Origin of the sequence: Alteromonas sp. Mac1 (assembly GCF_001562125.1) — a bacterium.
Taxonomy (GTDB): domain Bacteria; phylum Pseudomonadota; class Gammaproteobacteria; order Enterobacterales; family Alteromonadaceae; genus Alteromonas; species Alteromonas stellipolaris.
Genome location: NZ_CP013932.1, coordinates 3,944,070 through 3,966,025 on the forward strand (window position 1 = coordinate 3,944,070; position 21,956 = coordinate 3,966,025).

The following is a 21,956-nucleotide window of genomic DNA, read 5'->3' on the forward strand; positions in this document are numbered from 1 at the left end:
TTTAGGGAACACACATGAGAAAAAACAAAATACATAATTCAATTGCACTAGCGTTCACTGGAATCACTTTATCTTTGGCAGCACCACTCGCGCTAGCGCAAGAAGCTGAAGAAACCGCAGTAGATACTCAAAATGTTGAAAAAATTGCTGTTGTTGGTGCACGTGGTGCACCTCGGTCGGTAACTAGCTCGCCTGTACCTGTTGATGTATTAAGTGCTGAAGATATTGAAGCAGTAGCCTTCACCGACATGAACAACGTACTAATGACTTTGGTCCCATCTTATTCAGTAGCTCGACAGCCCATTTCTGATGGTGGTACTTTCATTCGTCCTGCAACTTTACGTGGTATGCCCACAGATAAAACGTTGGTGCTAGTTAACTCTAAGCGCCGTCACAGAGCAGCGTTGGTATCTATTGGGGGTTCTGGTACACAAGGCCCTGATATTGCCACTATCCCTACCGCTGCGATTGGCAGTGTAGAAGTATTGCGCGATGGTGCGGCAGCCCAGTATGGTTCTGATGCCATTGCTGGTGTTATCAACTTCCAGTTAAAAGAAAATACCGAAGGTGGATCGTTTACCGCCGATTATGGAAGCTACTTTGAAGGTGATGGCGACCAAATTACCATTACCGGAAACAAAGGTTTCGCACTTGGTGATGATGGTTTCTTAAGTATTTCAGCGGAATACTCAGACAGCGAAGCCACATATCGCGGCGAGCAGTACTGTGAATCTTGGTTTTGTGTAGATGACCAGTCAGAACAATACATCGCAGATGCCACTGCAATGGCTAATACGGTGCACGGGTCGGACGTAGTTCAGCCTTGGGGACAGCCAAACACTAGCGGCGCTCGTATCTTCTTTAATGCTGGCTATGCATTAACTGCTGAGATGGAGCTTTATGCATTTGGTAACTATTCAGAAAGTGAAGGTGATGGCTCATTCTATTATCGTTACCCAGGTAACGGCACTATAGAAGATATTCGCTTAGAAGATGGTTCTATATGGAGCCCTACTGAATTTTTCCCTGGTGGCTTTACACCGCGCTTTTCTGGCGATGTTACCGACTACTCTTTTGTTGGTGGTATTAAAGGGATGTCTGGCGACTTAGGCTATGACATAAGTGGTCGTTACGGCTACAACGATATTTCATATACGCTTGCTAACACCATTAACCCGTCTATGGGTAATGAGTCACCTACATCATTTCAACCTGGTGACTTAACCAACGAAGAAACACAAATTCAAGCCGATTTCACCTACGACTTTGACGAATATATTCTAGCGTTCGGTGCAAGCTACCTTGATGAATCTTATGAAATATCAGAAGGCGAAGTTGATTCTTACTTTGCAGGGCCTTACGCAACATCTGATCCTTGGGGCTTCTGTGACGGAGATACGGCTAGTGCAGCGGGTTTAGCCGTCATTGCTAACGGTTCTACGCTAGATTGTGCTGACAGTGATGATGCGGTTTATACCGTAGTGGGTGTAGGCTCAAACGGTTTCCCTGGTTATTCACCTGACTACTCAGGTACGTATAGCCGGGATTCTTACGCGGTATATGCCGATGTTTCTGGTGATATTACTGACGAACTGTTTGCACAAGCAGCTATCCGTTATGAAGACTACTCAGACTTTGGTTCTGAAGTGGTTTATAAGGTTGCGGGTATTTATCAAATAAACGATGAAGTTGCGGTAAGAAGTTCATACGGCACAGGCTTCAGAGCACCGACGCCAGGTCAACAAGGTACTACAAACGTATCGACCCGTTTACCTGATGGTTTCCCAGTAGCAACGGGCTTGTTCCCTGCTGGTGGCGATGTGGCCCAAGCGTTAGGTGCAGAAGAGCTTCTTCCTGAAAAATCGACTAACTTTACACTTGGTTTAACTGCTAGCTTTGGTGATTTAACCCTTACTGCCGATTACTACAACATTAAACTAGAAGACAGACTGTACTCAGTATCTACACGCGACGTTTCTACTACAGTAGTTACCGACCCAGACGCTGATGGTTATGCTGCATACCAAAATTACTTAGCACTATCGGGTGCTGGTGTATCAGGTGCAGAATCAATTGGTGGTGTGTTCTTCTTCCAAAATGCGTTTGATACGGTTACTGAAGGTGTTGATCTCGTTGCCACTTATAAGATGGAAACGACCTACGGTTCAACTATGATTACAGGGTCTATTAACTATAACGATACTTCGTTCGACTCAGATCCTAGCGAATACCTAGACCCCGAAGACATGTTCGATTTTGAAAATGGAACGCCAGAAATGCGCGGTGTGTTCTCTGTGACACATAGTTATGATGTGTGGTCTGCGGTGGCACGATTGAGTTACTACGGTGAATACGAAAATGTAGGCAGCGATGATGGTACCGTAATCGATGCCGAAACAATTCAAACCTACGGCTCTGAATTTATGTTTGATATTGAAGGGTCATACCTCATCAATGAAAACCTAACCTTATCAGTAGGTGTACGTAACCTATTTGATAGCTATCCAGACCCTACAATAAATGGTGATGCTTGCTGTGGCCAAGTCTATGACTCAGGTTCAGTCGTCGACTGGCAGGGTGGTTACTACTACACCCGCTTAGCGGCAAGATTCTAAAAGCAACTAATAATAAACACCGGCAAATGCCGGTGTTTATGTTTTTACCCCTCGTTTTGTAAGCAAAATTTAAAGGTCTGTTCATGTTATTAGAAGTATTTGCTGGAGATGTTATTTTATGGAAATAGAGCTTCTCTGGTTCGTTGTTACTCTTTGTATTACAGGTGCTATTGCCGGTATTACTGCTGGTCTTTTTGGTAATGGAGGTGGATTTGTTGTTGTTCCCGCTCTATTAGCTGTATTTCCATTTTTTACGCCCCCATCACAAGAGTTAGTCAAGGTTGCAATAGGCACTTCTTTAGCTTCAATTGTGGTATCTAGTACCCGCTCAGTAATGGCTCACCATAAAAAAGGCGCTGTTGATTTTGATATTCTAAAATCATGGAGCATCTGGATCGTAATGGGCGTAATTGGCGGTATTTATATTGCCAGTAGCACAAGTAGCGATGGTTTAACGGTCGTTTTTGCGGCAGGTGTTTTACTTTATTCTATTTACTTCTTGTTCCCAGAATTTGTCATTCGCCCTGGTGTAGCGTTATCTATGCCTGAAGGTATTGCTAAATCTGCACTTGCTTTTGTACTTGGAGGCTTTTCGGCTCTTCTGGGTATTGGCGGCGGCACACCCATGGTAATTACTATGGTTATCTGTCAACGCACCATCCAGCAAGCGGTAGCCACAGCCGCTGGCGTTGGTTTCCTAATTGGTCTGCCTGGCGCTATCGGATTTCTCTTTATGAAGCATCCTGAAGCCGCCATTCTGCCAGTTGGAACAATAGGCTATATCAATATCCCCGCGTTAGTCGCTATTAGTATAGGGGCCATTATTACGGCACCTATGGGAGCAAAAATGGCGCATAACTTCAGCGAGAAAAAATTAAAACGAATGTTTGGTATTTACTTAGTAATTGTTTCTAGCGCCATGTTTTACAAGGCCCTGTAAACACTTACGATGTTTGAGATAAGGAATTAACAATGTCACATAACGTTTCAAGACGCCTATTTTTGGGTGGTAGTGCTGCCGCTACTGCCATTGGTGCCTCAGGCTTGATTACCTCTGCAGGCCTTCAAGCTGCCACGCCCACTATGTCCAAGGTACTGTATGGTCCAAAGCCAGGTATCGCTAAATTAAATGCGAATGAAAATCCATTTGGACCAAGCTCAGCAGCATTAAAAGCGATTGCTACTGCCTCTGCCGAGGGGGGCGCATACTATGCCTACCCCGCCGCAATGACTTTGCTAGATATGATTGCAGAGCGCCATGGAATTACCCCTAAGAATATTTCGTTAAGTGCAGGTTCTAGCCCAATCCTTTCTTACGCCGCCCTTGCTGCGAGCAAGAAAGGAAAGATTTTAGGCCCCGATCTTTTTTGGGATACCACCTCTAAAGCACCAGAGAAACAAGGTGCACCTGAGATTGTTCGGGTACCTAACACAAAAGACTTAGCAATCGATTTGGATGCCATGTATGCAGCCATTGATGACGGCGTTGGCATGGTGCATATCACCAATCCTAACAACCCAACAGGACGCCTTTTAGACCCTGCAAAGCTTCGAGAATTCTGTATCAAAGCTTCTAAAAAGACGTTAGTACTTGTTGATGAAGCTTATAATGAACTTACAGATGATCCGCCTGCAAACTCAATGATTCCGTTAGTGAAAGCCGGGCACAATATTATTGTTGCGCGAACCTTTTCCAAAATTTACGGCTTAGCGGGTATGCGAGTTGGTTACATGATTGCTTCTGAAGAAAATACAGAATGGATCAATCGCTATGGCATGGGGGGTTACACATTAAACCAAGCTGGTTTAGCCGCAGCCATTGCTTCATATAATGATGAAGCCTTCCTTACGTTTGTTAAAGATAAGGTTGTAGAAGCAAAAGGCTTAGTGATGGACGGCCTCAAGGCTAATGGCCTAACTGCCCTCCCTTCTAGTACTAACTTTGTTTTTGTGGATCTTGGTAAAGGAGATGCTGAATTATTTAGGGCCGCCATGGCGGAGAAAGATATTCACATCCGCGGTATTTATCGCACCTATACTAATTGGTCAAGAGTCAGCATGGGCAAAATCGCAGATGTGCAGCGCTATGTCGATGCTATTCCGCAAGCACTTGAAACAATGACTAAAAAACAGAATTCTTAATTGAGTTTACACATCTTTATTTTATGCGTGCAGCCACTCTAGGCTGTACGCTTCTCTCGTTTTCCCTCATCCACAAGTATTTACACGTAAAGTATAATGCTCATAAATGCCCTCCTTGTCATATACTCTTAAAGTACCTTGTGCAAATACACCTACCTAGGTTTTAGAATCTTAGAATGTCTACTAAGCTTCTTTCAGGCACTGAGAAATTGCACACACTGTTCTAACAGACGTAAAAGGAGGCTGTTGATGGCACTATCTGTTTTAGTTGCTGACGACTCTAAATTGTCACGCCGTAGCGTAAAAAAATCGCTACCGCCGGAATTAGACTACGATATTTCAGAGGCAACGAATGGCCAAGAAGCGATAGATTTGTTAGCTGAAAACACCTTCGACCTTGTGCTGCTTGATTTAACCATGCCAGAGGTTGATGGTGTGGATGTGCTGGAATACTTATCCAAGCGTGAAGATGCCTTCCCTAATGTCATCGTGATCAGCGCAGATTTTCAGCCAGAAAAACAGCGCATCGTACTGTCCTTAGGGGCACAACGATTCATTAGAAAACCATTAGACAAAGAAGAGCTGGCAATGACTATGTTCGAATTGGGGTATCTATGAGCGCTGTAATACCATTAGACGAGGAACAACGCGATGCGCTGCAAGAATTGCTCAATATTTCAATGGGCCAAGCAGCAAATTCACTCGCGCAACTCATTGAAACTAAAATTGATATTTCAATTCCTAAAATAACGTCAGTGACCCCTACTCAGCTTTACACCTTGCTGTTTGGCTCTGCAGATACATTTCATACCCGCCAGTCTTTTCTAGGTGATATTCAAGGTGAAGTGATGTCAGTACTTTCCCGCTCTGGTCTGAACGAGATGGCCAAACTGATGGAATACAGTGAACCGCTGAGTAAAGAAGATGTAGAAGAAATTATACTCGAGCTTTCTAATATTTTAGCCGGCGCTTGTTTGGCAGGCTTATCGAGCCAATTGGAACTGACCACCAATTTGAATATGCCCACGTTGTTTACTCCTAACAAAGAGAACTTCGACGAGCTAAAGTGGCAACATAGCTTAGTCATGGAAGTGCAATTCACCGTAGCCGTTTCATCCTTTTCTATGCGTGTTGTTTTCTGCCTAGATGACGATTCACTGACAAGAATGAAAGATACTTTAGATGAACTTCTAGAATAATGTTTGAGCAACTGGTTGAAAAACTTCCGGTTGGAATTGGCATCGTTGATGAAGATTTTCTGGTTGTTTATTTAAACGACTTTTTTAGAGATCGTCTTCCTCACGAGAATCGCGATTCGTACAAAGACACCCCTGTTACCGATATTTTTAGCGGCCAAGGAAAATTTCTAAAGCGAAGGTTAAAATCGGTTTTTGTTCTCCAGCATCCTAGTTTCAGCTACTGGGAACAGCGCCCCCATATATTTCCGTTTAAAAGCAGTAGACCGATAACTGGCGAAGAAACACAAATGTATCAAAACATGGAGATATTGCCGGTAAAGGACAAAAGCACAGGAAAAAAATACGCCTGCATTTTCTTGCAAGACGTTACCGCGCAAGCCAGCTACTTCCGTACCCAACAAAAGCTATCTGCCGCACTTAAAGAAGAACACGAAGCACAACGCAAACTTATTCGTAAACTTGATACCGCTCAGTCTCAACTCATTCAAGCGGAAAAAATGGCATCAACGGGCCAATTAGCTGCGGGGATTGCCCATGAAATAAATAACCCTATTGGCTTTATCAATGCAAACTTAGACACCCTGTCGCAATACGCTAATAATTTAATATCTATTTGCGATGGGGTAGAAAATCACGTTACCGATTTTAACGATGAAGTAAAAGAACAAATAAAAAACCTTTTCGAAGCACAGCACTATGATTTGATAAAAGATGACATTGAAGAGTTGCTCGAAGAATCGAAAGCGGGCTTAAATCGAGTTAAGGATATTGTCGATAATCTAAAACAGTTTTCCCTCGACAGCACACAAGGTAGTCAGATTGTAGAGTTAAACGACGTCGCCTCACAAACTATCAAGCTTGTATCTACCCAATATGCTTCTCATCACTATAAGGTTGAATCAGCCGACGAAAAGATAGAGATAATGGCCAACCCAGGGATGATAAAACAAGCCTTGATGAACATATTACTCAACGCTGCCCAAGCTATTCCAGACAAAGGCTACGTTAAGTTATCCTTATTAAAAAATAGCGAGAGCATTACGATTAAGGTGCTAGACAGCGGTGAAGGTATAGAGCAAAAAAATATGAAAAGAGTCTTCGAACCCTTTTTTACTACCCGCCCTGAAGGTCAAGGCCAAGGGTTGGGATTATCCACTGCCTATACCATTATAGAAAAGCACAAAGGCAAAATTTCAATCAATAGCAAAGTGAGCAAAGGTACGGTGGTTACAATAGAACTACCTATCACTTCAGAAGACAATTCAGCTACAGCCCCTCAGTAACATCTATTGTTGCGCCCCATATAAATAAATTCCGTCATCAGATAAATGTCGCGTTATTTTTCCATGAGACAAGAGGTAGTTTAAGTGGGACACACACTCAGCTACGGCAAACACGACATTTCTACCACTCAGTTCCCGTTTAAATAAAACGGGCAACAACTCGACCACCGTCTGAGGTTTACTGCAAGCCTCCACAAGCGCATTTAAATGACCATGGTGATGTTCAATAAGCTCATTCACTCGGTCTTTTACACCAACAAAAGGTTGTCGGTGTGCGGGTAACACCAAGGTTTTTTCCGGTAAATCAGTGAAAGGCAGTAGCGTAGACAAATAATCTTGAAGCGTATTGCCCTCAGGCTCCGTTGAATATACGCCTATATTGGGTGTTATCTGCGGCAGTATATGGTCGCCAGCTAACAGTATTCCAAGTTCTTTAGAATATAGGCATACGTGTTCTGGTGAATGCCCTCTGCCGATCATCACTTCCCATGAGTTACCCTTAAGCGTAAGCACATCACTTTGCTTTAACCGTCTATAGCTGATAGGAATTGGCGATACAACATTGCTGTAACCTTTGTTGCCTGACATGAGCGAAGTTACGTCATCTGGCTGTAAACCGACACGATGATAATATTGCTCATCCCGCCATGCTGAGGTGTCGCTTTTCCCCCCTGTGAATGCGCGCGCAGTAAAATACTCAACCTGCGACATGTATAGAGGCACTTTGAATTGGTCGGCTATCCAACCGGCTAAACCCACGTGGTCAGGATGCAAATGCGTAACTAAAACCGCTGAAATGGGTTTATCCAATGCGGCAAAAATCTCATTCCACAATGTCTTTGTTGTGCTCGTACCGAGCCCAGTATCAATAACCACCCAGCCATCATCATCTTCAACAAGGTAGAGATTTATATGGTCGAGTTCGAAAGGCAGTGGCATACGAAGCCAAAGTACACCTTTCACTATCTCTGTCCATTCACCTGGAGACGGTTGCTCAATTGCTGGGTAATGCATACATCTTCACCTTTTCGCTGGTATACTTAGTTCTATAACGATAGGTAGGCAAAAACAAACGTATCTGTTTGATAATCAACTATAGCGTTAAGTAATATCACCGCTTTTCCTAGCGATAGCGAGAGTTAGCGAGCAATAGTGAACAATTTACCTCTCTCATCTTAAGTAAAGAATATCGACTGCTCTGTACCATGCGTCCTTCATTATTTCACCAACGAAAATTGACTTGCCGTGATTAGAAAAGGTTACATTCTAAGTAAACACACTCATGTTAAACATGCGAACAGTAAGCATAAAGGTGCTTGTGTTGAAGTGTGGGTGTCTACCGATGATGGTCCAGTATGTCTTCAAAGCGCTATGCAGAAACCCTCATGTTTTGTGGCTACCGAAAACACGAAAAATATATTGGAAAAGGCAAAGCGAGAAGGTATTGAGGTTGAAGTCTCCTCAGACAGTTTCTTTACCCTTGAGCAAGTGGAAGTAGACACCCTTAAAACCACGTCTGACTCCTACATGCACCAATTAAGACAGCTTGCCAAAAGTTTACACATCACTTTGTATGAAGCTGATATAAGACTTGCCGATAGGTATTTGATGGAGCGGTTTATATACGGTTCGTTGGAGTTTGTTGCTCCTGACGAAAACGCAACATTAATACCTGATGCGCGAATTAGGCCCGCAATCTACACGCCAAATCTTTACTCGATTAGCATCGATATTGAGTGCGATGAAAATGAAAACCTATTCAGTATAGCGCTAGCTTCTAGCGACGTTAACGAAGTGATGTTGGTTTCTGCGTCCACTCACCCCAAGACGCTAGATGTTCCAGACACATTTTCACTGAGCCTGTTTTCTACTGAATCAGCGCTACTTACTGCATTTGCAAAGCGTATACGCGATATTGATCCAGACGTTATCTTAGGCTGGAACGTCAAACAATTTGATATGGCCGTGCTTGCAAGGAGAGCAAAAAAACAAGGCGTCAAATTTACAATAGGCAGAGAAAAACGAGAAGCCTTCGTAAGGGATTGGGATGGCCAAACTATCGTGGATATACCCGGTCGCAGTATTGTAGATGGCATTGAAGCGCTAAAGACTATGACCTATCAATTTGACTCTTTCTCTTTAGACAATGTTGCACAGCAATTACTGGGTGATAAAAAGCTCATACAGAGTGAAGACAAGCTTGCAGCAATTAAAGCCTTGTATTACGAAGACCCCTCTTCGCTCGCCAGCTATAACCACAAAGACTGTGTATTGGTAAATGAGATTGCTGCAAAAACCCGATTTATCGAATTTCTCATTTTGAGAGGCACCTTAACAGGGCTCGATTTAGGAAGGCCCGGAGGGTCAGTCGCTGCATTTCTAAATGTGTATTTACCAAAGTTACACCGACAAGGTTACATAAGTGGTGTACGCCCGGAACACGGCGGGTTGGCTAGCCCAGGTGGCTATGTAATGAATTCACAGCCTGGCCTGTACTCTGATGTACTCGTACTCGACTTTAAGAGCCTATACCCATCAATTATTCGCACGTTTAAGATTGACCCTATGGGGCTTGCCGAAGGCCTTAAAGATCCAAGCAGTGCCATCGAGGGGTTCAAAGGAGCTATGTTCAGTCGTGACAATCATTTTTTGCCCGATATTATAGACAACCTATGGCGCCAAAGAGACGAAGCAAAAAAACAAAACGATGCGCCACGATCTCAGGCTATAAAAATCTTAATGAACTCCTTTTACGGTGTATTAGGCAGTGGCGGATGCCCCTTTTATGACCCAAGGTTAGCAAGCTCTATTACTCTGCGTGGGCATGAAATAATGCAAACTACTGCAAAATGGATAGAAGAAGCAGGGTTCTCAGTTATCTATGGCGATACAGACTCTACCTTTGTACACGTGAATAACAACACATCGTTAGGCACGCCTAATGAAACGGGACAGTCCCTAGCAAACACTATTAATCATAAGTGGCAACGCAAGCTTCGAGAAGACTATGATATAGACTGCCATTTGGACATTGAATTTGAGACCCATTTTGAAACCTTTTTTATGCCCACAATTAGAGGCTCTGCATTAGGTAGCAAGAAGCGATATGCAGGTTTAAAGCAAACTGGCGACAAAAAAGAGCTGGTTTTTAAAGGGTTGGAAAACGTACGTTCAGACTGGACCGAATTAGCTAAATACTTTCAGTATGAATTGTATCGACGGGTTTTCGAAAAAGCCCCTGTATCTGATTTTATTAAACAAACTGTAGATAATATTCGCCACGGGAAAGAAGACGCCAGACTCGTATATGCAAAACGATTAAGGAAGCCATTAAGTGACTACATCAAATCTTTGCCTCCTCATGTAAAAGCCGCGCGCCTCGCAGATGATATTAATCGTAAAACGGGCCAACGATTACGTTACCAACACAATACAACCATACGCTATGTTATGACGGTACAAGGCCCTCAAACTACCGAGCACCAGATGGCACCGCTTGATTACGACCATTACATTGAAAAGCAAATCATGCCCATAGCGGACAGTATACTTCCTCTCATCAACCTATCTTTTTCTGAACTAACTAACGAACAATTATCGTTATTTCCTAACTAAGGTACTGACGCCTGAGCATTCACATCATGAATACCCTTTTTTATGTGATTTGCCTGAATATATTTCAAAGCTTTGTTGCAAATTAACAAGAATGAAAAACACCCGCCACTAATATTTATCAATTAAATATATATAATTCAATTACTTACTGCAGCGGCACAATCAATGAATGAGTTAATGTGAGTATTTTGTTCCTTGCTCTAACCGAGCAAAGTGTTAATCACTACAAAAGGAGAATGTGATGAAAAAGCTTACACTATCACTTGTTATAGGCGCAGTAATGTCAACGACCGCAGTTGCTGGAGACATCCAAGGTGGTCATAACTCAAATATTAGCGCAGATTTTTCTACTCTCGATAATGATGGAAATGGACACATCACCAAAACAGAATTGAAAGAAGCAAACTCTAGTAAATTCTTCAAAAAAATGGATGCAGATGGTAATGATAAAGTGTCCCGGTCAGAGTTTGATAAATACGTAAAAAATAACCCTAGTATGTTTTCTGGAGATACTGTGACAAAGGTTAAATCAAGTGGCACTACCGATGCAGTGCTAACCCGGAAAATGACTACATCAACATCTCAGTCCATGAATGAGCCTATGATAACTGGTACCGGTACGACTATGGAAAAAGGTAAAGAGGCGTTGGGTAAAGAGATGTCTAGTGAAATGAAGGCTGAAGTTACTGCTAAATTTAAAAAAGCAGACCGTAATAATGACGGTAAGCTCTCAATGATGGAAGTTGAGAAGGCTGGCATTAATGGCGATTTTAGTGAAATGGATAAAGACGATAACCAACTACTAACCAAAATGGAATTTCGTCAGCATTTAGCACACTAACTGATAATAGTCGCCTAGTTTAAGCCCCGCCCCTGCGGGGCTTTTTATTGCCTGTTCACTTTCTTACAAGCATAAAAAAAGGCTATCCGTTAGGATAGGCTTCGTTGTGAAGCAATCGTTGTGAAGCAATCGTTGTGAAGCAATCGTTGTGAAGCAATCGTTGTGAAGCAATCGTTGTGAAGCAATCGTTGTGAAGCAATTTCTTCGAATGGGATTGCTTCACAACGAACTATGGCAGTGTGGAGGGCCACCCCGTGCTAACTCTGGCAACCATTTCATGGCTTGCACGTTGTCCCATGGGGCTGGGCCACACTAGCTGGGCCACACTGGCTGGGCCGGTCACCGGAACCCCGCACTATCCCCACGCCAGTTACTGGCCGCCGAGTCTCGGCATGCGCTAATACGTTTCACTTCAGAGTTCGGTGGCTCATATACCACTGGGTGCAGAATCATGATGCTTTTTTGGAATGAGCGCGCAAGGAGGACCTGCAGTACGCTCAGTTTTTTACTACGGCGTAACTGCTAATATTATTTTCTATTAGACATAAAAAAAGCCCTTATCATACGATAAGGGCTTTCTTCGAATGGGAGCTTGGCAGTGTGCTACTCTCACATGGGGAAACGCTTGGCAGTGTGCTACTCTCACATGGGGAAACCCCACACTACCATCGCCGCTAATACGTTTCACTTCTGAGTTCGGAATGGGATCAGGTGGTACCGTATCGCTATGGCTGCCAAGGCAAAAACTTTTGCAAACGTTAGTTTGCGTAATACCGACTTATTTAGTCCATATTACTTTAATAATTAACAATTTAGGAATTCTGATATTCACGTAATCAATCTTTTGAGCACTGAGTACTACTACTCTCGTTGCTTTAATCAGCTTTGTCTTACAACACTCAAGATATAAAGCGCCTCTCGGGCAATTAGTACAGGTTAGCTTAACGCCTTACAACGCTTCCACATCCTGCCTATCAACGTCATCGTCTATAACAACCCTTCCGGACTTTAAAAGTCAGGGATGACTCATCTTTGGGCCGGCTTCCCGCTTAGATGCTTTCAGCGGTTATCCGTTCCGAACGTAGCTACCGGGCAATGCCATTGGCATGACAACCCGAACACCAGCGGTTCGTCCACTCCGGTCCTCTCGTACTAGGAGCAGCTCCCATCAATCATCCAACGCCCACACCAGATAGGGACCGAACTGTCTCACGACGTTCTAAACCCAGCTCGCGTACCACTTTAAATGGCGAACAGCCATACCCTTGGGACCGACTTCAGCCCCAGGATGTGATGAGCCGACATCGAGGTGCCAAACACCGCCGTCGATATGAACTCTTGGGCGGTATCAGCCTGTTATCCCCGGAGTACCTTTTATCCGTTGAGCGATGGCCCTTCCATACAGAACCACCGGATCACTATGACCTACTTTCGTACCTGCTCGACGTGTCTGTCTCGCAGTTAAGCTAGCTTATGCCATTGCACTAACCTCACGATGTCCGACCGTGATTAGCTAACCTTCGTGCTCCTCCGTTACTATTTGGGAGGAGACCGCCCCAGTCAAACTACCCACCAGACACTGTCCATAATCCCGATAAGGGACCAATGTTAGAACATCAAACATACAAGGGTGGTATTTCAAGGACGGCTCCACACAATCTAGCGACTGTGCTTCGAAGCCTCCCACCTATCCTACACATGTAGGTTCAATGTTCAGTGCCAAGCTGTAGTAAAGGTTCACGGGGTCTTTCCGTCTAGGTGCGGGTACACAGCATCTTCACTGCGATTTCAATTTCACTGAGTCTCGGGTGGAGACAGCGTGGCCATGGTTACACCATTCGTGCAGGTCGGAACTTACCCGACAAGGAATTTCGCTACCTTAGGACCGTTATAGTTACGGCCGCCGTTTACCGGGGCTTCGATCAAGAGCTTCTCCGAAGATAACCCCATCAATTAACCTTCCGGCACCGGGCAGGTGTCACACCCTATACGTCCTCTTGCGAGTTAGCAGAGTGCTGTGTTTTTAATAAACAGTCCCAGCCACCTGGTCACTGCGGCCCTCATCTGCTCAAGGAGCAAGTCCTATCACAAACAAGGGCGTACCTTCTCCCGAAGTTACGGTACAATTTTGCCGAGTTCCTTCACCCGAGTTCTCTCAAGCGCCTTAGTATTCTCTACCTGACCACCTGTGTCGGTTTGGGGTACGGTTTATATAATCATAAGTTTAGAAGCTTTTCCTGGAAGCAGGGCATCAACAACTTCACTACCGTAGTAGCTCGTCTCGCATCTCAGCTTTAAGCGTCCGGATTTACCTAAACACTCGGCCTACTTGCTTTCACTTGGACAACCAACGCCAAGCTTGCTTAGCCTTCTCCGTCCCTCCATCACTGATTATATAAGTACGGAAATATTAATCCGTTTCCCATCGACTACGCATTTCTGCCTCGCCTTAGGGGCCGACTTACCCTGCCCTGATTAGCATGGGACAGGAAACCTTGGTCTTCCGGCGTGGGAGTTTTTCACTCCCATTATCGTTACTCATGTCAGCATTCGCACTTGTGATATGTCCAGCAGACTTCTCAATCCACCTTCATCCACTTACACAACGCTCCCCTACCATACGTGTAAACACGTATCCGCAGCTTCGGTATATTGCTTAGCCCCGTTACATCTTCCGCGCAGGCCGACTCGACTAGTGAGCTATTACGCTTTCTTTAAAGGGTGGCTGCTTCTAAGCCAACCTCCTAGCTGTCTATGCCTTCCCACATCGTTTCCCACTTAGCAATATTTTGGGACCTTAGCTGGCGGTCTGGGTTGTTTCCCTCTTCACGACGGACGTTAGCACCCGCCGTGTGTCTCCCGGATAGTTCTCATTGGTATTCGGAGTTTGCAAAGGGTTGGTAAGTCGGGATGACCCCCTAGCCTTAACAGTGCTCTACCCCCAATGGAATTCGTCCGAGGCTCTACCTAAATAGATTTCGGGGAGAACCAGCTATCTCCCGGTTTGATTGGCCTTTCACCCCCAGCCACAAGTCATCCCCTAACTTTTCAACGTTAGTGGGTTCGGTCCTCCAGTTGATGTTACTCAACCTTCAACCTGCCCATGGCTAGATCACCGGGTTTCGGGTCTATACCTAGCAACTAAACGCGCAGTTAACACTCGCTTTCGCTACGGCTCCGCTATTCGCTTAACCTTGCTACTAAATATAAGTCGCTGACCCATTATACAAAAGGTACGCAGTCACCCCATCACTAAGCACCCTGCTTGATTTTTGGCGGTTTACCGTTGGCTGCTTCGCAGGTCAACGTTACGCGCTTATCAAACGGTTGCACTTTGTGAGTCACATCACTAAAGGCACTTAGTGATGGGGCTCCCACTGCTTGTACGTATACGGTTTCAGGTTCTATTTCACTCCCCTCACAGGGGTTCTTTTCGCCTTTCCCTCACGGTACTGGTTCACTATCGGTCAGTTAGGAGTATTTAGCCTTGGAGGATGGTCCCCCCATATTCAGTCAAGATAACACGTGTCCCGACCTACTCGATTTCACAAAAACAAACACTTCGTGTACAGGGCTATCACCTTGTATCGCGCCACTTCCCAGAGGCTTCCACTACGTTCATAATTGCTTAAGGGCTAATCCCCGTTCGCTCGCCGCTACTAGGGGAATCTCGGTTGATTTCTTTTCCTAAGGGTACTTAGATGTTTCAGTTCCCCTCGTTCGCCTCGTTACACTATATATTCATGTAACGATACCTATAAATAGGTGGGTTTCCCCATTCGGACATCTGTGGCTCAAATGCATTTTGTCGGCTCACCACAGCTTTTCGCAGACTTACACGTCCTTCATCGCCTCTAACTGCCAAGGCATCCACCGTATACGCTTAGTCAATGGCCTTCGTTAACACTTCCTATTCTTCCTAAATTTTCCTCGTTCGCTCAGTTACATACTAAAAGTATGTGCCTTCGCTTACGCGTCGATTTAGTCGACTAGAAACTGTTACCTCGCCCATTGCGCTAATACACACCGAAGTGATATTAAAACAATGATTGAGCGAAGAGCTCTCCCGCCTTTTGAAATCAGGACTGGATGAGATCTAACTCAGTTGTATGCATGACAAGCTAATCGTGAAATTGCCTTGCTATCAAATTAAGATTGATAACAAGCAATTCAAGTCAAGTAGAGTAGTAAGTACGTCTTTCGTTTGATTGATTTACTAATTAAATATCAGCTTTCCAAATTGTTAAAGAACGTTGGATATTTCATGCTAAAAGCATTACTTTCTTCCTTAGAGTAAAAAACCCTAATCAATGCTTACTCATTCGAGTAAAAATTCATTAGGATTCATGGTCCAACATGACACAAAAACAAGCTTTCTAAGTTGATTCATAACTACCGCTAACTTTAGCGAGTAGAAAAACCGTCAGGAAGCTCCGCTTCCGGTTAAGCGGATTTTTTACGACCACTTGCAAAGCAAGTGAAGGTAAATGGTAGGCTTGGGCAGACTTGAACTGCCGACCTCACCCTTATCAGGGGTGCGCTCTAACCAGCTGAGCTACAAGCCTGTAGTGGTGGAGCTAAGCAGGATCGAACTGCTGACCTCCTGCGTGCAAGGCAGGCGCTCTCCCAGCTGAGCTATAGCCCCATTTTCTGTATAACTACAAAAAACTTCGTGTCGTTCTTCATTTAATAACAAAACAATCTGTGTAGGCACTACACTAACAATGTCACCATCGACATGTTGGTAAGGAGGTGATCCAACCCCAGGTTCCCCTAGGGTTACCTTGTTACGACTTCACCCCAGTCATGAAACACAAAGTGGTAATCGTTCTCCCGAAGGTTAAACTAACTACTTCTTTTGCATCCCACTCCCATGGTGTGACGGGCGGTGTGTACAAGGCCCGGGAACGTATTCACCGCAGTATTCTGACCTGCGATTACTAGCGATTCCGACTTCATGGAGTCGAGTTGCAGACTCCAATCCGGACTACGACATACTTTAAGGGGTCCGCTCCACATCACTGTCTCGCATCCCTCTGTATATGCCATTGTAGCACGTGTGTAGCCCTACACGTAAGGGCCATGATGACTTGACGTCGTCCCCACCTTCCTCCGGTTTGTCACCGGCAGTCTCCTTAGAGTGCCCAACTGAATGCTGGCAACTAAGGACAAGGGTTGCGCTCGTTGCGGGACTTAACCCAACATCTCACGACACGAGCTGACGACAGCCATGCAGCACCTGTGTTTGAGTTCCCGAAGGCACGAAACCATCTCTGGTAACTTCTCAACATGTCAAGTGTAGGTAAGGTTCTTCGCGTTGCATCGAATTAAACCACATGCTCCACCGCTTGTGCGGGCCCCCGTCAATTCATTTGAGTTTTAACCTTGCGGCCGTACTCCCCAGGCGGTCTACTTATCGCGTTAGCTTCGCTACTCACGACTTAAAGTCACAAACAGCTAGTAGACAGCGTTTACGGTGTGGACTACCAGGGTATCTAATCCTGTTCGCTACCCACACTTTCGCACATGAGCGTCAGTCTTTGGCCAGGGAGTCGCCTTCGCCACTGATGTTCCTCCAGATATCTACGCATTTCACCGCTACACCTGGAATTCCACTCCCCTCTCCAAGACTCTAGTCTGCCAGTTCTAAATGACCGTCCCAGGTTGAGCCCGGGGCTTTCACATCTAGCTTAACAAACCGCCTGCGTGCGCTTTACGCCCAGTAATTCCGATTAACGCTCGCACCCTCCGTATTACCGCGGCTGCTGGCACGGAGTTAGCCGGTGCTTCTTCTGTTGTTAACGTCACGGCTAGCAGGTATTAACTACTAACTTTTCCTCACAACTGAAAGTGCTTTACAACCCGAAGGCCTTCTTCACACACGCGGCATGGCTGCATCAGGGTTTCCCCCATTGTGCAATATTCCCCACTGCTGCCTCCCGTAGGAGTCTGGGCCGTGTCTCAGTCCCAGTGTGGCTGATCTTCCTCTCAGAACAGCTAGAGATCGTTGCCTTGGTGAGCCTTTACCTCACCAACTAGCTAATCTCACTTGGGCCTCTCTTTGCGCCGGAGCCGAAGCCCCGTTTGGTCCGAAGACATTATGCGGTATTAGCAGTCGTTTCCAACTGTTATCCCCCTCGCAAAGGCAAGTTCCCAAGCATTACTCACCCGTCCGCCACTCGACATCATCTAGCAAGCTAGACATGTTTCCGTTCGACTTGCATGTGTTAGGCCTGCCGCCAGCGTTCAATCTGAGCCATGATCAAACTCTTCAATTAAATACTCTTCAATTAAATAAATATATCGAATATGAATCGTCGTTGTGTGACACTCTTAATGAGTGCCCACACAGATTGTCTTGTTATAAATTGTTAAAGAACTATCGTGCAAAAATCATAATGCGAAGCATTCTGTTTTTGCGCAAGGAGGACTAACACTACATATAGTTGCTTAGACTTCCTCACCTCACCCGAACGGCCGTTGCCTTTTCGATGAGCGCTTCTCTTCGAAGCGGATGCGCATTCTACGCGTTTCGTTGTATATGAAAGTAGGCTTTATTCAATGCACTGTTATTAGTGCTATCTTTGCAATCGCAGGATATCTGTTGTTTTCATCAGCTAGTATAGAAGCGCACGTTCCGTTAACGGTTTCAGCGTCTTTATTAATAAGCGGTATTTTAACGCCGTGGCTAGCTTCACTCCTTAACAATTCACCCTCTGAAACAGCTGCGCCCTCCACCAGCAGCACAACCACTGAAACACTCTATGTGGGTAATCTACCGTATCGTGCAAACGAATCTGCGGTTAAAGAGTATTTTGGTAGTTTTGTCGAAGTGCAATCTGTCCGACTCATGAAGGATAGAAAAACTGGCAAGCGAAAAGGTTATGGCTTTATTGAAGTGATAACGAGCGACCTTGACCCAGTAATAGCGAAGACTAACGACTCAGTGTTCCAAGAGCGAACATTAAAAGTTAGGCCAGCTAAAGATAAAGTAGAACAAGCATAAATTAAAAAACCTGGGCATGACCCAGGTTTTTTTTACTTTATTCTGAAGCCACTTGCTGTGGCATCGCGTTCAATAAGTTTTGGTTAAACGTATGGAAGCGATTTATAGCCGATACTAAATCTGGTATTTGTACATCTTTCATTTCACTAATAATACCTGCAAGCAATGTGTTGTAATCATCGCCAGAGCCTAATGTATTCTCAGCATTTCCAAATGTAGACATCATCTTTTCTAGATACTGTGCTATTGGGCTTACAACATTACCGTATTGGTTTTCCGCTTCACCTTCTTCACTATAATGCTTAACGTTCTCATAAGCCTTTACCATTTCGGTTTGTGTAGTACGGTTTAACTGCAACGCATACCCAACTAACTCTTTATCATCGAAACCTAAATTCAATGCTTGTTCGAACGCCTTATCCATATCGCCGCTATAGAAGGTATCAGCTAAATCTTGTGCTTCACCCACAAGGTTTGCAATAGCTGTCATTTCATCTTCGTCTATTTCACCCTTTAACGAAAAGCTAATGCCACTTCGTTCAAAGTATTCATATTGAGATGACTGCTGCGCCACAACTGAACCTGTATTCGAACTAGATTCTTCAGTATCGTCATTTGCGGGTATATACAGCGAAGCCTGACTCGCAGCGCTAAATTGTCTGATACTTTCAAAGCTAAGGTTTACTTCATCCCCATCTTTGGTTCGAATAAGCAAACTACCTGATTTAGCATCAGATGCAGATACCGCGTTAAGCTCGCTCACACTCACTGGATTAGGATTGAAGATATTCTGTTCCAGATCATTGATGCCGCCGTCTATCATTTCGCGACTACGCGTAACACCTTCTTCAATCTCATCATTCATAAAGCCAGCGAGATCCTTTTCAGCCATAGCGAATCCACGACTTACCCCTTCACGGGCCTGACCAAACAACCCTTTCAGGGTATCGTCATCCGCACCTCCATCAGCCGCACCTTGAATGACACCGGTCACGAACCCAAGTACATTACGTGCGACTTTCTCGAAATCGAATAAACTTTTATTTTCTTCGCCGTCACCTGACTGTTTGCTTTCATTCGGGCGCTTGCCATCAACAACCACATTCTGACTTAAGCTACCACTGAAGACCTTTAAGCCAATACTGGTTTGCGTGCTATTCACGGTGACCGTCGCTGAATGCTGCTTGGTAAACTCGGCAGCTTGTTGTAAGCCTTCCTGTTGAAGCTGCTTCTTTATAGCTTCATTCGGGTGAACCGATGCCTTTTCATCCACTTTCTGGTCGCCCATGAAAGCCTTAATTTGACTCACGTTCATAATTTGATCCTCACTATCCTCAATCAAGTTATCGGCACCAATCACGTATTGTTTAATTTTAATACTAAATTTTTGCTTCTGTGAGTTTTATCCGTTGCACATATAATATAAGGCACTACAATTCGCAGCCTTATTTAAATGATGTTCGGAGAACCACATGACAACCACCACTGCAAAAGACTATCAAGCTCAACTCGATGAGAAAGTGGATCGGTTAGGTACTCTCCTTGCGCCGTTTAACGCCCCTACCCTGTCGGTGTATCCGTCTAAACCTGAAAACTACCGCATGCGAGCTGAATTTCGCGTATGGCATGACGGTGACGATCTTTATCACATCATGTTCGATCAGGGTTCTAAAGAGAAATACCGCGTAGATACATTTCCACCAGCAAGTGAAACCATCAACAATGCAATGCAGCAGTTAATAGAATATTTAAAGCCAAATGAACTGCTGCGCAAAAAACTTTTCCAAATTGATTATTTAACTGGGCTATCCGGCGAACTGGTTATTAGCCTTCTTTATCACAAGCCACTTGATGATGAATGGGAAGCGCAAGCTGAACTACTTCGCACCTTTTTAGCTACGCAATTTACCGCGGTAAGTATTATTGGGCGGGCTAGAAAGCAAAAACGCATTGTGGGTAACGATTTTATTATAGAACGTCTACCTATTAATGGCCGTGAATTTGAATTCAAACATATCGAAAATAGCTTTACTCAACCTAATGCAGAAGTGAATTGCAGCATGATTGAGTGGTCACTTGAATGCTCTGCTCCCCTAACCGGCGATTTACTCGAAATGTATTGTGGTGCAGGGAACTTCTCAATGCCATTGGCAGTTCATTTTGACAACGTGATAGGAACCGAAATAGCAAAGCCCTCGGTACAAGCAGCGCAATATAATATTGCGGCAAACCACTTAGATAACGTGAAAATTGTGAGACTATCGGCTGAAGAGTTTACTGAAGCAATGAACGGGGAAAGAAGCTTCTCTCGTTTAGAAGGTATCAACTTAACTGAATACAATTTTACTACTGTATTGGTCGACCCTCCTCGGGCAGGGTTAGACGTAGATTCATTAAAGATGATTCAAGGGTACGATAATATTATCTATATTTCTTGTAACCCTGAAACCTTAGCTGAAAACTTAGGCCTGCTTTGTGAAACTCACGAAGTAGCAAATGCGGCGCTGTTCGATCAATTCCCTTTCACCCACCATATAGAAGCAGGTGTGTTACTCACCAAAAAGTAATGCTCTGTATATTGTGAATGTCGCATATTGTCAATAAATCGGCAGCACACTTAGGCTTTAAAGCTTAAGATGCGTCGGAAGATATCTCTGATGAAAGCTTCGACATTGCGCCCAATTGCACGAAACGTAATTGGGCTTTAACCCTTTCGCCAATTTCCATCTTCAACTTAGTATCAGCTTCTAGTGCTTCTGCCCCTGCACTAAATACCAACCTAACCATAGCATCCGCTTGGAGCTGCGCAATGTTGTACTCTACGCTTTGCTGCTCGATGATGTAATCGGTTAGCTCTTCAATAAAATGCTGAATTTCGCGAAAGACCGCCATTCGGTATGCAGCTGATGTGCCTGTATGTTCCCGCAACAATAATCGAAATACATTTTTGTTTGCAGAAATGAACTCCATGAAGGTTTCAACTGACGTGTGGATTACCCCGCCACCTGAAGCAATTCGACGGCGAGCTTGGCGCATTAATTGACGAAGGGCTAACCCAGCTTCATCCACCAGTGTTAATCCTAATTCATCCATGTCTTTAAAGTGTCGGTAGAAAGACGTTGGTGCAATGCCAGCTTCTCGTGCTACTTCACGTAAGCTAATAGCAGACAAACTGCGGTTTTCATCCAGTAATAGGAATGCCGCATGAATGATATTTTGGCGGGTTTTAAGCTTTTGTTCCTGACGAGTCACAAT

Annotated in this window: 13 protein-coding genes, 2 tRNA genes and 3 rRNA genes; 10 read left to right on the forward strand and 8 right to left on the reverse strand. The window is 44.5% G+C overall.

The window, feature by feature from the left end; all coding sequences use genetic code 11:
• Nucleotides 1-14 precede the first annotated feature (14 nt).
• The 6 genes from AV939_RS16710 (at nucleotide 15) to AV939_RS16735 (ending at nucleotide 7,239) form a co-directional block, all read left to right on the forward strand.
• Nucleotides 15-2,615: a TonB-dependent receptor plug domain-containing protein gene (locus tag AV939_RS16710; RefSeq protein WP_057789460.1), complete on the forward strand. Its 2,601-nt coding sequence runs from the start codon at nucleotides 15-17 to the stop codon at nucleotides 2,613-2,615.
• 118 nt (nucleotides 2,616-2,733) lie between these two features.
• A complete protein-coding gene (locus tag AV939_RS16715; RefSeq protein ID WP_057789454.1) occupies nucleotides 2,734-3,555 on the forward strand; it encodes a sulfite exporter TauE/SafE family protein in 822 nt (273 codons plus the stop codon).
• Between the two features lie 32 nt (nucleotides 3,556-3,587).
• Nucleotides 3,588-4,757, forward strand: coding sequence for a pyridoxal phosphate-dependent aminotransferase (locus tag AV939_RS16720; protein WP_057789450.1), 1,170 nt, complete (start codon nucleotides 3,588-3,590; stop codon nucleotides 4,755-4,757).
• Nucleotides 4,758-5,006: 249 nt separating this feature from the next.
• Nucleotides 5,007-5,375, forward strand: a complete 369-nt coding sequence (locus tag AV939_RS16725) for a response regulator (RefSeq protein WP_057789445.1) — start codon at nucleotides 5,007-5,009, stop codon at nucleotides 5,373-5,375.
• Nucleotides 5,372-5,956 (forward strand): chemotaxis protein CheX, encoded by a 585-nt coding sequence (locus tag AV939_RS16730; RefSeq protein WP_057789440.1) that lies wholly within the window; start codon nucleotides 5,372-5,374, stop codon nucleotides 5,954-5,956. The genes AV939_RS16725 and AV939_RS16730 overlap by 4 nt, the downstream gene beginning before the upstream one ends.
• Nucleotides 5,956-7,239 carry a sensor histidine kinase gene (locus AV939_RS16735; protein WP_057789439.1) on the forward strand — a complete coding sequence of 428 codons (1,284 nt, stop codon included), beginning with the start codon at nucleotides 5,956-5,958 and terminating at the stop codon, nucleotides 7,237-7,239. Before AV939_RS16730 ends, AV939_RS16735 begins: the two co-directional genes overlap by 1 nt.
• 3 nt (nucleotides 7,240-7,242) lie before the next feature.
• On the opposite strand, the gene AV939_RS16740 is transcribed toward AV939_RS16735, so the two are convergent.
• Entirely contained in the window at nucleotides 7,243-8,253 is a 1,011-nt protein-coding gene (locus tag AV939_RS16740) for an MBL fold metallo-hydrolase (protein ID WP_057789437.1), read from the reverse strand.
• Between the two features lie 231 nt (nucleotides 8,254-8,484).
• On the opposite strand from AV939_RS16740, the gene AV939_RS16745 reads away from it, so the two are divergent.
• Nucleotides 8,485-10,854: a DNA polymerase II gene (locus tag AV939_RS16745; protein WP_082604814.1), complete on the forward strand. Its 2,370-nt coding sequence runs from the start codon at nucleotides 8,485-8,487 to the stop codon at nucleotides 10,852-10,854.
• Nucleotides 10,855-11,095: 241 nt separating this feature from the next.
• Nucleotides 11,096-11,695, forward strand: a complete 600-nt coding sequence (locus tag AV939_RS16750) for an EF-hand domain-containing protein (protein WP_057789435.1) — start codon at nucleotides 11,096-11,098, stop codon at nucleotides 11,693-11,695.
• 623 nt (nucleotides 11,696-12,318) lie between these two features.
• On the opposite strand, the gene rrf is transcribed toward AV939_RS16750, so the two are convergent.
• From rrf to AV939_RS16775, 5 genes are all read right to left on the reverse strand, one after another.
• Nucleotides 12,319-12,434 (reverse strand): 5S ribosomal RNA (gene rrf / locus AV939_RS16755).
• 168 nt (nucleotides 12,435-12,602) lie between these two features.
• Nucleotides 12,603-15,592, reverse strand: a 23S ribosomal RNA gene (locus tag AV939_RS16760).
• 591 nt (nucleotides 15,593-16,183) lie between these two features.
• Nucleotides 16,184-16,260: transfer RNA gene (locus AV939_RS16765), tRNA-Ile, on the reverse strand.
• 4 nt (nucleotides 16,261-16,264) lie between these two features.
• A tRNA-Ala gene (locus AV939_RS16770) sits at nucleotides 16,265-16,340 on the reverse strand.
• A gap of 100 nt (nucleotides 16,341-16,440) precedes the next feature.
• Nucleotides 16,441-17,973 (reverse strand): 16S ribosomal RNA (locus AV939_RS16775).
• The 16S, 23S and 5S rRNA genes sit together here with 2 tRNA genes alongside, the layout of an rRNA operon.
• 263 nt (nucleotides 17,974-18,236) lie before the next feature.
• On the opposite strand from AV939_RS16775, the gene AV939_RS16780 reads away from it, so the two are divergent.
• The gene (locus AV939_RS16780) at nucleotides 18,237-18,701 is read left to right on the forward strand and encodes an RNA recognition motif domain-containing protein (RefSeq protein ID WP_057789431.1); all 465 of its coding nucleotides are present in this window, start codon (nucleotides 18,237-18,239) and stop codon (nucleotides 18,699-18,701) included.
• Between the two features lie 37 nt (nucleotides 18,702-18,738).
• Here AV939_RS16780 and AV939_RS16785 read toward each other — a convergent pair whose 3' ends face one another.
• The gene (locus tag AV939_RS16785; RefSeq protein ID WP_057795900.1) at nucleotides 18,739-20,016 is read right to left on the reverse strand and encodes a DUF5610 domain-containing protein; all 1,278 of its coding nucleotides are present in this window, start codon (nucleotides 20,014-20,016) and stop codon (nucleotides 18,739-18,741) included.
• 157 nt (nucleotides 20,017-20,173) lie between these two features.
• On the opposite strand from AV939_RS16785, the gene trmA reads away from it, so the two are divergent.
• Nucleotides 20,174-21,268 carry a tRNA (uridine(54)-C5)-methyltransferase TrmA gene (trmA, locus tag AV939_RS16790; RefSeq protein WP_057789430.1) on the forward strand — a complete coding sequence of 365 codons (1,095 nt, stop codon included), beginning with the start codon at nucleotides 20,174-20,176 and terminating at the stop codon, nucleotides 21,266-21,268.
• A gap of 64 nt (nucleotides 21,269-21,332) precedes the next feature.
• Here the strand turns inward: trmA and fabR are convergent, their stop codons facing one another.
• Nucleotides 21,333-21,953 (reverse strand): HTH-type transcriptional repressor FabR, encoded by a 621-nt coding sequence (gene fabR / locus AV939_RS16795; protein ID WP_057789428.1) that lies wholly within the window; start codon nucleotides 21,951-21,953, stop codon nucleotides 21,333-21,335.
• Between the last annotated feature and the right edge of the window lie 3 nt (nucleotides 21,954-21,956).

Coding starts and splice junctions, on each gene's coding strand:
- AV939_RS16735 (WP_057789439.1), top strand. CDS start 5,956: ATGTTTGAGCAACTGGTTGAAAAACTTCCGGTTGGAATTGGCATCGTT.
- AV939_RS16710 (WP_057789460.1), top strand. CDS start 15: ATGAGAAAAAACAAAATACATAATTCAATTGCACTAGCGTTCACTGGA.
- AV939_RS16720 (WP_057789450.1), top strand. CDS start 3,588: ATGTCACATAACGTTTCAAGACGCCTATTTTTGGGTGGTAGTGCTGCC.
- AV939_RS16780 (WP_057789431.1), top strand. CDS start 18,237: ATGAAAGTAGGCTTTATTCAATGCACTGTTATTAGTGCTATCTTTGCA.
- AV939_RS16715 (WP_057789454.1), top strand. CDS start 2,734: ATGGAAATAGAGCTTCTCTGGTTCGTTGTTACTCTTTGTATTACAGGT.
- AV939_RS16725 (WP_057789445.1), top strand. CDS start 5,007: ATGGCACTATCTGTTTTAGTTGCTGACGACTCTAAATTGTCACGCCGT.
- AV939_RS16750 (WP_057789435.1), top strand. CDS start 11,096: ATGAAAAAGCTTACACTATCACTTGTTATAGGCGCAGTAATGTCAACG.
- trmA (WP_057789430.1), top strand. CDS start 20,174: ATGACAACCACCACTGCAAAAGACTATCAAGCTCAACTCGATGAGAAA.
- AV939_RS16740 (WP_057789437.1), bottom strand. CDS start 8,253: ATGCATTACCCAGCAATTGAGCAACCGTCTCCAGGTGAATGGACAGAG.
- AV939_RS16785 (WP_057795900.1), bottom strand. CDS start 20,016: ATGAACGTGAGTCAAATTAAGGCTTTCATGGGCGACCAGAAAGTGGAT.
- AV939_RS16730 (WP_057789440.1), top strand. CDS start 5,372: ATGAGCGCTGTAATACCATTAGACGAGGAACAACGCGATGCGCTGCAA.